The organism is Ruegeria sp. HKCCD7221 (genome assembly GCF_013031225.1).
Taxonomy (GTDB): domain Bacteria; phylum Pseudomonadota; class Alphaproteobacteria; order Rhodobacterales; family Rhodobacteraceae; genus Ruegeria.
The window spans coordinates 615,313-628,604 of the sequence record NZ_WPZE01000001.1; the positions used below are offsets into that span (position 1 = coordinate 615,313).

Here is a 13,292-nt window from a genome sequence, read left to right on the forward strand (position 1 = left end):
TGGTAGGCTAGCGTGTCGGTGGTTTTACCGCACGCATCGCTGTTTTTCTGGTCGCCGTGGTCAGGACGAAAAGGCCGCCCCCGGTAGGTGCGGCCTTGTGTTTTTTGGCTTAGGAAACGATGCCGAACTTATACAACTGCGGCAGATCCGCGATGTGCTTTTCGACGCCCACCATGTTGTCACGGTGGTGGCGCATTGCGGTCCTCCAGTATGGCTGGATAACGACGCCTTCGTCGATCATGATCGCTTGCAGCTTGGCCATCACTTCGCGGCGCTGGTCGACATCCGCGATCGAGTTTGCCTCGGCCAGCAGCGTATCGAACTCGTCATTGGCAAAGCCGGACTCGTTCCAGGCCACCCCGGACTTGTAAGCCAAAGCCAGAACCTGCGTGCCGAGCGGACGGTGGTTCCAGTTGGTCGACGAGTAGGGGTACTTTGTCCAGTCGTTCCAGAAGGTCGAGCCGGGCAGGATCGTGTGCTTGGCCTTGATGCCCGCGTCGTTCAGCTGTGCGACGACGGCCGCTGTGGTGTTGCGACGCCAGTCATCGTCAATGGACTGAACTTCATGCTCAAAATCGCCCATGCCCGCTTCGTCCATCAGGGCTTTCGCCGCTGCAGGATCATACGGGATGCGGGTTACAGCCGAGTCGTGCTCGGGGTGCATCGGGCCAACGTGGCAGTTGTCGGCGGGAATGCCGTAACCTGACATCCCAAGTTCCAGACAGACTTCGTTATCGACCGCCATGGCCAGAGCCTGACGGACACGCTTGTCGCCGTAGATCTTGTTTCCGTTCTCATCCTCGGCCAACTGGTTGGGACGTATTACGATGGTAAAGCCCGACGGGATTTCCGAACGCACAAGACCGATGCTGTCAAAGATATCGACAAACTCGCCGACCGACTCCCAGTTCATGTCGATCTCTTCGGCCTCGTAGGCGGCCAAGAACGCAGCAGGGTCGGTGCCGTAGTCGATGAACTCGATCCGGTCGATGTAGCCGCCTTTGCCGGCCTCATAACCCCACCATTCGAATTCTTCGTTGCGTACAAGAACACCTTTGACGCCAACTTCGTGGCTTTCTGGGATCATGAAGCCCGTGCCGACAGGGTTGGCCAGCATGTTATTTGCGTCAAAGCTGCTGTGCACGATAGCCGCCGGATAGTCGGCCATGCCCGGAATGATCGTGATGTCCGGGGCGCTGCATTTCAGCTTAACGGTATGAGTGTCGACAACAGTGATGGCCCCGTCTGCGGCTTTCTGGGTGCTCTCATCTACAAGCGATGCCATGCGTGACGCCATCGAGTTACCCTCGAGCCCTGCATCACACCAGCCTTCGATGTTGCGCGCAACGTCTTCGGCGGTGAAGTCGTCACCGTTATTCCACTTGACACCCTTGCGGACATTCAGCGTGTACTCGGTTGCGTCATCGTTTGCTTCCCAGCTTTCCAGCAGCATGGGCTTGAACGAGCCGTCATTGTTGTATTCGACCAGATATTCCAGCCAGCCTGCGGTAAAGGTGGCAATCTGGGTCCAGTCATAGGTGCGCGGGTCTTTCAGGGCGCGCACTTCCATCTGATAGCGAATGGTGCCGCCACGCTGGGGTTCTTGGGCTGCCGCAGGTGACTGCAGGCCGATCATGCCATAAGCGGCTGGAACGGCGACACCCAATGCAGTTGCGCGCGCCATGAATTCGCGCCGACTAAGTTTACCGTCCCGATACTCTTGCGCATGCATTTCTGCCGCCCAGTGCATCGGTGCTCCGGTGATTGTTTGGTTTTCCATTTATGTCTCTCCCTGTGACATAGTATTTTTATTGATAGAGTTTCGAACAGCTCAGACCCGAACACGTCGGGCAGCAGGTTCTCGGGTTCTTGTTTTTCGGAATTTGAACACCCCCATGGGGACATTCGGCACCAGAATTTAAATCAGGTCAATGTTCGAAATCGTCATTCGAGGTACAAAAGCGACATCGGTGGCCAGAGTTTGTTAGCAACAATGTCCGGTTAACGTGCGCCGTTGTACCTCTTTGGCTGCGTCAGCAGCGGAGATTCGGGGAAATTTGAGGGGCCGTTGGAAACGCAGATCTTGGAGTTCAGCCTGCACAAGGTATCACTTTGAGAAATCTACCCGATTCCAGTTTTTCATTCTTGCGCGAAACCACGTCCGCTGCCGCTTGGCAAACTGCCGGGTCGAGATAGTTGCGCGCTCACGGGCATCCTGCAACGACATATGACCTTCAAGGTAGGCCATAAGCTCGGGTACGCCGATGGCTTTACAGGCTGGAAGCGTGGGATCGTACTTGTCGCGCATCGCTTCCACTTCCTCAAGCGCGCCAGTGTCCAGCATCATGTCAAAACGCCGCGTTATCCTGTCCAGAAGCCATTGTTTGTCCACGTCAAAGACGATGGGTACGGTGTCGTGTAGCCGTAGTATCGGGGGCGGTGTGTCGGCCTGCAAGTCGCGCAGGCTTCGGCCTGTGGACCGCTGCACTTCCCAGGCACGTTGAACACGGGCACGGTTTTGCGTGTCGATGCCCGCCAGGGTTTCTGCGTCGACACCATCCATAAGAGTGGACAAGTCCAGCCTGTCCGCCTCGGCCCGCACATCGGCGGGCGTGGCTGGAATATCTGCCATACCTTCGGTGAGTGCTGAGAAATACAACCCGGTCCCACCCACGATGATCGGGCGTTGAACGCCTGCCAATATCGGTTTGACGTCGCGCAGCCAGTGACCCGTTGAATAGTCCTGATCGAATGCGACATGGCCGTATAACGCGTGCAGTGCGCGCGCCTCCTCTTCGACTGAGGGACGGGCCGAGATAACGCGCCAGCAGTCATATACCTGACTGGCATCCGCATTGACGATGACGCCGCCGAACTGTTCGGCGATCTCTAACGCAAGGGCGGATTTTCCAGACGCCGTCGGGCCTGCGATCAGCACCGGAACACCATCCGGAATCTTGGGCAGGCGACCCAGGGTCTGCAGAGTTTTGCCATTGGTCATCCCGGCACGCCTCATTACTTACCATCCGCATTGAACCTGCCGAGGTTTTGCTTCATTTTGCGCCGGAATTAAACCCGTGCCAGCCCGGAGCGCAACATGAGCCATTCCCCGACAACCAACACAGTTGAACCCCCTAAAACAAAGTACAAGCGCGTGATGCTGAAGATATCCGGCGAAGCACTGATGGGGGATCAAGGCTTTGGCCTGCATCCACCGACCGTTCAGCGTATCGCGCAAGAGGTGAAATCGGTTCACGATCTAGGCGTCGAAATCTGCATGGTCATTGGCGGCGGCAACATTTTCCGCGGCCTAAGCGGTTCGGCACAGGGGATGGAACGCACGACCGCTGATTATATGGGAATGCTGGCGACCGTGATGAACGCGCTTGGGATGCAGTCCGCCTTGGAAGAAGTCGGCGTATTTACCCGCGTTATCTCGGCTATTCGGATGGATGAGGTCTGTGAGCCCTACATCCGCCGCCGCGCCGTACGTCACCTTGAGAAAAAGCGGGTTTGTATTTTTGCGGCCGGAACCGGAAACCCTTATTTCACCACCGACACCGCCGCGACGCTACGCGCCAACGAAATGGCGTGCGAGGCGATCTTCATGGGCAAAAACGGTGTCGATGGCGTGTATGACAAAGACCCCAAAGAACACTCAGATGCCGTGCGCTATGACACGGTGACCTATGACGATGTACTGGCCAAGCGACTGCGGGTGATGGATGCATCGGCCATCGCGCTTGCACGGGATAACAACTTGCCGCTGATCGTTTTTGGTTTGGATGAGCCGGGCGGCTTTCGCGGTATTCTTGCGGGCGAGGGGACCTACACCAAGGTTCAGGGCTAATTTATCCAATTCACGTTGCAAAGCCGGGTCTAAACGCCCGGCTTTTTTTGTCGTGAAGGAGGGCCCGCTTGACGATTAACGGTGTTCTGGGCAATTTGGCCCCGTCCTTGTGATCCGCAAGGGCTGCCGGTGTTTCCAAAGCACAGGCTGGGCTGGAAGACCTGCCATGATTTTCGAGGGGACCGAAATCATGCGCGGGCTCCTCATGGATTTTAGTGCATGATCAAGGAGGCCCGTGCCATGAGCACTCTGGATATCAACTTTGTTCGGTCACAGTTTCCGGCGTTTTCCGAACCTAGCCTGCAGGGGCAGGCGTTTTTTGAGAATGCAGGCGGTTCTTACACCTGCAAACCGGTTCTCGACAGGCTGAGCCGATATTATACCCAACGCAAGGTTCAACCTTATGGTCCCTATGAAGCCAGCCGATTGGCGGGGGAAGAAATGGACGAGGCCCGCAGCCGGATGGCGACCATACTGGGCGTTGAAACTGATGAACTCAGTTTTGGCCCGTCGACCACTCAAAACACCTATGTTCTGGCACAGGCATTTCGCCAGTGGATGAAGCCGGGCGACGCCATTGTCGTGACCAATCAGGATCACGAGGCGAATTCAGGTCCTTGGCGGCGGCTTGCGGATGAAGGCATTGAGGTCCGCGAATGGCAGATCGACCCCGAGACCGGGTCGCTGAACCCGCACGATCTAGAACACTTGCTGGATGAAAAGGTGCGTCTGGTTTGTTTCCCCCACTGTTCGAACGTGATCGGTGAGATCAATCCGGTTACCGAAATCACGGCCATCGCACATGCGGCGGGCGCTTTCGTTTGCGTCGACGGTGTTTCATACGCGCCGCACGGGTTTCCGAATGTCGGAGACCTTGGGCCGGATATTTACCTGTTTTCCGCCTACAAAACCTATGGACCGCATCAGGGCTGCATGGTGATCCGGAAATCTCTTGGAGAACTGCTGCCCAATCAGGCGCATTATTTCAACGCGGATGTGCTGTATAAACGATTTACACCCGCTGGCCCCGACCATGCGCAAATCGCGGCGAGCGCAGGTATGGCGGATTATGTCGACCTTCTGTGTGACCATCACAACGGGCCGGATGGCGACGCCACTGAACGCGGTGCCTTTGTACATGACCTTATGCGCGGGCAGGAAGTGGCCTTGCTTCAGCCGGTTCTGGACGCAGTCAAGGATCGGAATGCCGTTCGGCTGATCGGAACCTCCGATGCCACTCGGCGCGCGCCGACGGTGGCACTGGCTCTTACGCGCAACGCCGAGTCGGTGGCGGCTGATCTCGTGAAATACGGTATCATGGCAAGCGGGGGCGACTTCTATGCAGTGCGGCCATTGAAGGCGATGGGGGTTGATCTAACCCAAGGCGTGCTGCGCGTCAGCTTTACGCACTACACCTCTCAACAGGAAATTGATCAATTATTGAATGCACTTGACGCTGTTTTGTGATCCACTTTCAGCCCTGTTTCGTAAATCGAAGAAAACAGGGCAAAAATGGAAAACGAGCGGCCACCGGTTATTGTTTGGTTCCGACGGGATTTGCGCCTGTCGGACCATCCCGCGCTGACGGCTGCGGTCGCCTCGGGACGGCCCGTTATTCCCTTATTTATTCTGGACGACCAAGCCGAAGCACTCGGGGCTGCACCCAAATGGCGTTTGGGATTGGGCGTAGATACGCTGGCGCGAGCGCTGAACAATTTGGGCAGTCGTTTGGTTCTGCGTCGCGGGCGCGCTCTTGCGGTTCTGCAAGATATTATCGCGCAGACAAGGGCAACAGCCGTACACTGGACGAGGGCATATGATCCCGATGCAATTACTCGGGACTCGGATGTAAAGTCGCGATTGTCAGAGCAGGGCATCGAGGCAAAGTCTTTCACCGGTCATCTGCTGTTCGAGCCTTGGACCGTTGCGACCAAAGCGGGTCAGCCGTTCCGCGTTTTCACACCAATGTGGCGGGCAGTACGGGTTCGGGACGTCGCGCCGCCTGAACCTGCGCCTGCAACGTTGCGGGGTCCGCAGAGTTGGCCGGATTCAGACGATCTGTCAGAGTGGAATTTGGCCCAAGGTATGAACCGTGGGGCGACAATCGTGGCCCCTTATGTGCAGGCAGGCGAAGCCGCAGCGTTCGAAGCGCTTCAAGGCTTTCTGGACCGGATTGCGCATTATTCTGAAAACAGGGATCGGCTGGATCGTGATGCAACGTCCAATCTGTCTGAATATCTGTCTTTGGGGGAAATAAGCCCGCGCTCCGTTTGGCACGCCGTTCAAAACGCGGCGATGACTGGAGTGTCAGGGACCGATGCCTTCTTGCGCCAGCTTGTGTGGAGAGAGTTCGCTTACCACCTGATGTTCCATACGCCACACCTGTTGGCAGAGAATTGGAAACCAGAGTGGGAGATGTTTCCGTGGAATACGAACGCCACTCGCCCCGAGGTGATTGCCTGGCAAACGGCCAGAACCGGAGTTCCGGTTATAGATGCCGCGATGCGCCAGATGTACGTCACGGGCCGGATGCATAACCGGGCACGGATGATCACATCCAGTTACCTGACCAAGCATTTGATGACGCATTGGAAAATTGGGATGCAGTGGTTTGCTGACTGTCTGATCGACTGGGACCCAGCCTGTAACGCGATGGGCTGGCAGTGGGTTGCAGGCTCGGGGCCTGATGCCTCTCCGTTTTTCCGTATCTTTAACCCTCTGACTCAGCAGGAAAAATTCGATCCGAGCGGGGGGTATGTGCGCCGTTGGATTGCCGAAGGGCAGCCAACGCCACCCGCGACAGCGCGTGCGTATTTTGACGCCGTTCCACGTTCTTGGGGCATATCCGAGACCGATTTGTATCCCAACCCGATTGTTGAATTGCCTGCCGGTCGCGCACGTGCACTTGCGGCTTATGAAGGCCTAAAAAACCACTAAGGAACTGAAAACTTGCCAGAAACACAAACTCGTCCTAGCCTGAAACAACAACCGCATAGGGGAAAGCGGATGATCTATACGACAACAGAAGGGCAAAAGGGCCTGCCGAGGTATTTCGCGCAAGTTCTGAAAATGCTGAACAAGATGGAATCCGGGCGGCTTGATATCGCTCTGCCGGATGGCCGCATTTTTCGAACCGAGGGCGCCAAGCCCGGACCTGTCGCACGGGTGGACATTCACAACCCCGACGTTTTCGCGCGACTGATCCGCGAAGGAGAGCTGGGTTTTTCCGACGCCTATCTGGAAGGAGACTGGAGCACCCCAGACCTGCGGTCCTTCATGGATCTTGTGCATTTGGGCACTGAAACGGTCTATGACGACTTTACCGGCAAGTTCCTTGTTCAGACCTATGAACGTTTACGGTTCTGGTTGCATGGCAATAGCCGGAAACAGGCAAAGAAGAACATCTCGTACCACTATGATTTGGGCAATGATTTCTATGCCTTATGGCTGGATGATACGATGACCTATTCCAGCGCCTTGTTTGAGACGGGGCAGGAAAGTCTCGAAAACGCGCAGACGGCGAAATACGCCAGTCTAGTTGATGAAATGGGCGCAAAGCCGGGTGATCATATTCTTGAAATTGGCTGCGGCTGGGGCGGATTCGCGGAATACGCTGCGAAAGAGCGTGGCTTGCGGGTCACAGGGCTGACGATTAGCCAAGAGCAGTTGAAGTTTGCCAGGCAAAGAATTGAAAAAGCAGGGCTTTCTGCTTTGGTCGAGTTCAAGCTTCAAGACTATCGCGACGAGCGGGGCCAATACGATGGCATCGCGTCGATTGAAATGTTTGAAGCGGTTGGGCAGAAATATTGGCCAACATATTTCGAAACTGTGAGAGAGCGCCTTAAACCAGGCGCGCAGGCGACATTGCAGATCATTACCGTGGCTGATCATCGGTGGGACGTCTACCGAAATGGTGTTGATTTTATTCAGAAATATATCTTTCCGGGTGGAATGCTTCCGGCACCTTCGGTGTTGAAAGAGCAGGTCACGCAAGCCGGGCTGAACGTCGTGACATCAAAGGAATTTGGCAAAAGTTATGATCTGACCCTGCGACGCTGGTACGAGACATTCAACGACAAATGGGATGTCATTTCAGAAATGGGATTTGATGAGCGTTTTCGCCGCATGTGGAATTATTATTTGACCGCCTGCGGCGCAGCCTTTGACACCGGCAATTGCGATGTGACACAGATTACCGTAGCAAAACCAGCATAGTTAACGGATCTGCCCAATGCCCAGTGCCTCACGTCTTATTGCCGCCATCTGTCTATTGGTGGTGGCATTTCTCGTGTCGAGCATGATCATCGAGAATGGGGAAGAGGGTAAAGATTACGGCGCTTTCACCTTTGTTAACATGGTTTTGGGCGTTGTTTGTGGCTGGACCGTCATGGGTAAGCGCGCGGGCAAAGGATGGACTGCGGCGATCAATAACGGCATGACGGGAATTGCCACTTTGGTTTTCTGGGGGCTGTTCCTTCAAGGCTGTTACGAAATGTTCAGTCTGGCGATGCGCCACAGATACAATGGCCCATTCGAAGCCCTGTTGGCGATTTTCCAGATCGGTATTGAGTATGGTCAATTGCTTCTGACGTCCGAAATCCTGCTGACCTTGGCTATCGGTGGGGTTGTGGCAGGCCTTGCCACAGAAGAGGCCAGCCGCCGCTGGCGATAAATTCCTGTCTGCAAACGAGACTTCTTCTTTGTCCAATCTCTTTTTCTACGGAACGCTCAGATACCTGCCATTGTTGGAATTGGTATTGGGTCGTCCATTGTCACGTCTTGAGGCAAAGCAGGCTGCTTTGCCGGGGCACGCGGTGTACAGCGTAGTTGGGCAGCCATTTCCGATGATCGTCAAAGAAAAATCCGGCCAAGCACACGGTCTGCTGGTGCAGGGGCTGGGTCCAGAAGACCTGCGGCGTCTGGTGTTTTATGAAGGCGGGTTCGATTATGACCTGAGCCCGCAAACGATCCATTTGGAAGACGGTTCGCAAACGCAGGCAAGCGTCTTTTTTCCCGAACCCGATCTATGGTTTCCCGGCGACCGCTGGTCCTTGCAAGCTTGGATCGATCAGTGGGGGGAGTTGTCGATCGCCGCAGCTCAGGAGGTTATGAGCTTTTACGGTCGGATGGATGCCAAAGCGGTCGCACGCTGCTTTCCGTCGATCCGAACCCGGGCGTGGGCGCGAATGGCCGCGCGGCGTCGACAGACCGGTGATCTGCGCGATGTTGGGTCAGATGTCGTTCTGCATCAGCATGAACGGGCGTACCTAAGCTATTTCGGCATGAACGAGATTCGAGTGCAGCACCGCCAGCATGACGGAACCATGGGGCCGGTCCTGAATCGCAGCGCCTTGATGCAGGGCAGCGCTGTCGTGGTGTTGCCCTATGATCCTGCAAGGGACACGGTCCTGCTGGTGGAGCAGTTCCGAGCCCCGGTTTACTTGATTGACGATCCCGAACCCTGGATGTGGGAGCCGGTGGCAGGAATGATTGACCCCGGAGAATCCCCCGCGCAGGCGGCGCAGCGAGAAGTGCTTGAAGAGGCGCACGTAAACTTGACCAGCTTGGAATACGTAGGGGGTGCTTATTCCTCAAGCGGGTCGTCAACCGAGTACATTCACCTTTATGTCGGACTGGCCGATCTGACCAAGACAGTTGAAAACGGCGGGGTCGCTTCCGAGGGCGAGGATATTCGCACTCAAATTCTGCCATTTGCCGAGTTCATGGACGGTGTGGACAACAACGGGTTCAAGGACTTACCCCTGTTGATGTTGGCCAATTGGCTGGCGCGTCACAGGAACCGTTTGCGGGCATAGTTATCGCGGCTTGTGGTTATCGCGCGTCGACTGTAAATCTTCGTTGATATGTAAAGAAAAGAGGGTGCCATGCGCATTGCACGAGACCTTGCTGACGCAGTAGGAAAAACGCCGTTGATCCGGCTGAAACGCATCAGCGAAGAAACCGGGTGTGAAATCCTTGGCAAGGCCGAGTTCATGAACCCCGGCCAATCGGTCAAGGACCGCGCAGCGCTTTATATAATCAAGGACGCCATCGCGCGGGGTGAGCTGAAGCCCGGCGGAACCATTGTCGAAGGCACCGCAGGAAACACCGGAATCGGCCTTGCGCTGGTTGGGGCGTCGATGGGGTTCAAGACCGTGATCGTGATCCCGGAAACCCAGTCCGAAGAAAAGAAGGACATGCTGCGGCTTGCCGGGGCGCAACTGGTGCAGGTTCCCGCCGCGCCTTACCGCAACCCCAATAACTTTGTGCATTACTCGCGCCGACTGGCCGAGGAACTGGCGCAGACCGAACCCAATGGTGCGATCTGGGCCAACCAGTTCGACAATGTGGCAAACCGTCAGGCGCATGTGGAAACCACTGGCCCAGAGATCTGGGAGCAAACCGGTGGCAAGGTTGACGGTTTTGTAAGCGCCGTGGGCTCCGGTGGGACTTTGGCAGGCGTCGCGGATGCTTTGCAGCCCAAAGGGGTCAAGATCGGTCTGGTCGATCCGATGGGTGCGGGGCTTTATTCCTATTACACCACCGGTGAAATCGCGATGGAGGGCAGCTCGATCGCCGAAGGGATCGGTCAGGTGCGCATCACCAAGAACCTTGAGGGTTTCAAGCCGGACTACGCCTATCAGATGACAGATAACGAGGCGCTGCCCTACATCTTTAATCTGCTGCGCGAGGAAGGTTTGGTCATGGGCGGCTCGACCGCAATCAACATGGCCGGTGCCGTGCGTCTGGCCAAGGATCTTGGGCCGGGCCATACCATTGTGACGATCCTCTGCGACTATGGCACACGCTATCAGTCCAAACTGTTCAACCCGGAATTCCTGCGTGAAAAAGAGCTGCCGGTGCCTGATTGGATGACCGAAGCCCCCCGCAGCATCCCTGGCGTGTTCGAGGACGTATGATGCCGCGGCAGGTCCGCCTGTTTCTTGCCCTTGTAACGGTTTGTTTGGCCGTTTGGGGCGGCCCTGTTGCCGCCCAACTGACCGACCGACAAAGTGAGTATTATCAGGGCTGGATCAGCACGGCGGACCGGGCCGAAGCGGTAATCGAAGCGAACCGCGCTTCGAATGCTGCTTTGGAGAACCTGCGTTCTGAAATCAACGAGTACCGAGAGGTCTTTAATCGCGCGCGGGATGCAAATACGGAACGTATTCAGACGCTGGAAAGTCAACTCAAGGCATTGGGGCCAGAACCTGAGGGTGACGCCTCTGAACCCGAAGACATTGCGACGATCCGTGCGCATCTGGAAGAACAGCTCAACAGCCTTCGGGTGCCGCGTGTTGTATCCGAAGAGGCGTATAGCAGGGCCAACGGGCTTATCAGTGAAATAGACCAGATCATCCGGCACCGTCAGACCAAAGAGTTGTTGGAACGAGGACCGTCGCCTCTTAATCCTACATATTGGGCACCTGCGTGGGTGGACGTGAAAGAAGCCGCCCGTGGCTTGATCAATGAAATAACCGAAAACCTGAGAACGGATGTCGCCCGCGAGCAAATGAGAGAGCGCGGGTTGGGGATATTTGTCCTGTTGGTCATTTCGGCGGTGTTGCTGATTTTCGGGCGGCACTGGTCGGAAAAGGGCGGTGATTACCTGCGGAAGCTCGGGGGCTCTGGCACGGGCGTCTGGACATTTGTGATATCCCTGTTGCGGATCATCTTGCCGTGGTTGGGTGTCCTAGCCGCAGTTGTCGCAATTAACCTGACCGGGATGCTGGGTGTGCGGGGCACCTTGCTGCTTGAGGAAGTGCCATACTGGGCTGGAATTATCTTCTTTTATGACTGGATCGGACGGCAAGTATACTTGATGGGGCAGGCCAGAGGGTTCAAGCGTCTGTCCGCTGCCAGGATCAAGGAACTTCGCGTCTATATTGATCTGCTGGCTGCGATGCTCATCCTTCATGAACTGGCCGTCTTGTTCGAGCAGATCGAAAATATCTCGGATTCCACGCGTGCAGTAGTTAGTTTTCCTGTCATCGTGGCCACGGCTTTGTTGCTGCTTCGGGTGCGCCATATCCGGACCAATGACGCGCAACCAGACGAGGCCGAAGCCCCAAGTGTAGCTCGGGCGGCAGGCTTCAGCCAACTGGTCGAATTCCTGCGGCGCGCCTTGTTGCTTCTGGGTATTGCGACACCTGTTCTAGCCGTCTTCGGGTATACAAATGCGGCCGAAGCCATAGTCTTTCCCGCAGTAAAAACGCTGGTTCTGATTGCTGCGTTGGTCATTTTTCAGCGCTTCATTACGCAGGTCTACGGCTGGATCACGGGGCAGGGCGAAGCTGTCTGGGATTCGCTGTTTTCGGTTCTGGTCGGTTTCGCGTTGGCTATCTTTGCTTTGCCGATCCTTGCCCTTTACTGGGGGGCGCGTCAGACCGATTTGCTTGAAGCTTGGTCACGTCTGTTGCTGGGCTTTGATATCGGCGGAGTGACGATATCGCCAAGCAACTTCTTCGTCTTCGTGATCGTGTTCCTGATCGGTTACGGTCTGACCCGAATGCTGCAAGGCGGATTGCGCAACTCTTTGCTGCCAAAGACAAGCATTGACCCCGGCGGTCAGAACGCGATCGTTTCCGGCACCGGGTATATCGGAATTTTTCTGGCCGCGCTGGTTGCCATTATGGTTGCCGGGTTCGACTTGTCCTCGCTGGCAATTGTCGCCGGTGCCTTGTCCGTTGGGATCGGTTTCGGGTTGCAGACCATCGTCTCGAATTTCGTGTCTGGGATCATCCTGCTGGTCGAACGTCCGATTTCAAAAGGGGATTGGATCGACGTTAACGGGATGATGGGCTACGTGCGCGACATCTCGGTCCGGTCTACGCGGATTGAGACGTTTGATCGTACGGATGTGATCGTTCCCAATTCTGACCTGATCAGCGGCGTTGTAACCAACTATACGCGCGGCAATACCATCGGGCGTGTCATTGTTCCGGTTGGCGTCGCTTATGGGACGGATACCAAACTGGTTGAAACGATACTGGGCGAAGTCGCCAATGCGCACCCAATGGTTTTGGCCAATCCCGCGCCCAGTGTCGTGTTTCAGGGATTTGGTGCGGATTCGTTGGATTTTGAGATCCGGGCCATCCTGCGCGACGTGAACTGGGTGCTTTCGGTAAAATCGGACATGAATCACGAGATTAACCGGCGCTTTGCCGACGAAGGTATCGAGATTCCGTTCGCCCAACGCGACGTCTGGCTGCGTAATCCGGATACGCTTAGGGAATCGTCAGCCGCGCCTACGCCTGAACCGGCAAATGAGGCGGGGGACACCCCGACCGACACAGACAAGTCTTCCCCGATCGAGATGACCGAGGCGGATATGCCCGACAGCGACGGGGATGAGGTCTGAGGCCGGTTTAAGCGCGATCCGAAAAGGTTGAATTTTCGCTATATTCGGGCCTTGCAAATCCCCAAGCGATAGTCCAAATAT

10 protein-coding genes are annotated in these 13,292 nt (G+C 56.1%); 8 read left to right on the forward strand and 2 right to left on the reverse strand.

All coding sequences use genetic code 11. From position 1 onward, the window contains the following. Positions 1–109: 109 nt before the first annotated feature. On the reverse strand, positions 110–1,780 hold the full coding sequence (locus GOX73_RS03025) for an ABC transporter substrate-binding protein (RefSeq protein ID WP_171121213.1): 1,671 nt from the start codon (positions 1,778–1,780) through the stop codon (positions 110–112). Between the two features lie 327 nt (positions 1,781–2,107). After that, the gene (gene miaA, locus GOX73_RS03030) at positions 2,108–3,001 is read right to left on the reverse strand and encodes a tRNA (adenosine(37)-N6)-dimethylallyltransferase MiaA (protein WP_171123057.1); all 894 of its coding nucleotides are present in this window, start codon (positions 2,999–3,001) and stop codon (positions 2,108–2,110) included. Between the two features lie 96 nt (positions 3,002–3,097). Here miaA and pyrH point away from each other — a divergent pair, with 96 nt between their 5' ends. The 8 genes from pyrH (at position 3,098) to GOX73_RS03070 (ending at position 13,211) form a co-directional block, all read left to right on the forward strand. Beyond that, positions 3,098–3,850 carry a UMP kinase gene (gene pyrH / locus GOX73_RS03035; protein ID WP_171121215.1) on the forward strand — a complete coding sequence of 251 codons (753 nt, stop codon included), beginning with the start codon at positions 3,098–3,100 and terminating at the stop codon, positions 3,848–3,850. 240 nt (positions 3,851–4,090) lie between these two features. Next, positions 4,091–5,317 (forward strand): aminotransferase class V-fold PLP-dependent enzyme, encoded by a 1,227-nt coding sequence (locus GOX73_RS03040; RefSeq protein ID WP_171123059.1) that lies wholly within the window; start codon positions 4,091–4,093, stop codon positions 5,315–5,317. A 45-nt stretch (positions 5,318–5,362) separates the two neighbouring features. After that, on the forward strand, positions 5,363–6,787 hold the full coding sequence (locus tag GOX73_RS03045) for a deoxyribodipyrimidine photo-lyase (RefSeq protein WP_171123061.1): 1,425 nt from the start codon (positions 5,363–5,365) through the stop codon (positions 6,785–6,787). 69 nt (positions 6,788–6,856) lie between these two features. Continuing rightward, positions 6,857–8,065, forward strand: coding sequence for a cyclopropane-fatty-acyl-phospholipid synthase family protein (locus tag GOX73_RS03050; RefSeq protein WP_171123063.1), 1,209 nt, complete (start codon positions 6,857–6,859; stop codon positions 8,063–8,065). 16 nt (positions 8,066–8,081) lie between these two features. Then, the gene (locus GOX73_RS03055) at positions 8,082–8,522 is read left to right on the forward strand and encodes a TrgA family protein (RefSeq protein ID WP_171121219.1); all 441 of its coding nucleotides are present in this window, start codon (positions 8,082–8,084) and stop codon (positions 8,520–8,522) included. 28 nt (positions 8,523–8,550) lie between these two features. After that, positions 8,551–9,666 (forward strand): NUDIX domain-containing protein, encoded by a 1,116-nt coding sequence (locus GOX73_RS03060; protein ID WP_171123064.1) that lies wholly within the window; start codon positions 8,551–8,553, stop codon positions 9,664–9,666. A 69-nt stretch (positions 9,667–9,735) separates the two neighbouring features. Beyond that, the gene (locus GOX73_RS03065; protein WP_171123066.1) at positions 9,736–10,770 is read left to right on the forward strand and encodes a cysteine synthase A; all 1,035 of its coding nucleotides are present in this window, start codon (positions 9,736–9,738) and stop codon (positions 10,768–10,770) included. Continuing rightward, on the forward strand, positions 10,770–13,211 hold the full coding sequence (locus GOX73_RS03070) for a DUF3772 domain-containing protein (protein ID WP_254429110.1): 2,442 nt from the start codon (positions 10,770–10,772) through the stop codon (positions 13,209–13,211). The genes GOX73_RS03065 and GOX73_RS03070 overlap by 1 nt, the downstream gene beginning before the upstream one ends. Positions 13,212–13,292 lie beyond the last annotated feature (81 nt).

Excerpts from the sequence above, each read along its gene's own strand:
- GOX73_RS03070 (WP_254429110.1), top strand. The coding sequence starts at position 10,770 with ATGCCGCGGCAGGTCCGCCTGTTTCTTGCCCTTGTAACGGTTTGTTTG.
- GOX73_RS03040 (WP_171123059.1), top strand. The coding sequence starts at position 4,091 with ATGAGCACTCTGGATATCAACTTTGTTCGGTCACAGTTTCCGGCGTTT.
- GOX73_RS03050 (WP_171123063.1), top strand. The coding sequence starts at position 6,857 with ATGATCTATACGACAACAGAAGGGCAAAAGGGCCTGCCGAGGTATTTC.
- GOX73_RS03045 (WP_171123061.1), top strand. The coding sequence starts at position 5,363 with ATGGAAAACGAGCGGCCACCGGTTATTGTTTGGTTCCGACGGGATTTG.
- GOX73_RS03025 (WP_171121213.1), bottom strand. The coding sequence starts at position 1,780 with ATGGAAAACCAAACAATCACCGGAGCACCGATGCACTGGGCGGCAGAA.
- GOX73_RS03065 (WP_171123066.1), top strand. The coding sequence starts at position 9,736 with ATGCGCATTGCACGAGACCTTGCTGACGCAGTAGGAAAAACGCCGTTG.
- pyrH (WP_171121215.1), top strand. The coding sequence starts at position 3,098 with ATGAGCCATTCCCCGACAACCAACACAGTTGAACCCCCTAAAACAAAG.
- GOX73_RS03055 (WP_171121219.1), top strand. The coding sequence starts at position 8,082 with ATGCCCAGTGCCTCACGTCTTATTGCCGCCATCTGTCTATTGGTGGTG.
- miaA (WP_171123057.1), bottom strand. The coding sequence starts at position 3,001 with ATGACCAATGGCAAAACTCTGCAGACCCTGGGTCGCCTGCCCAAGATT.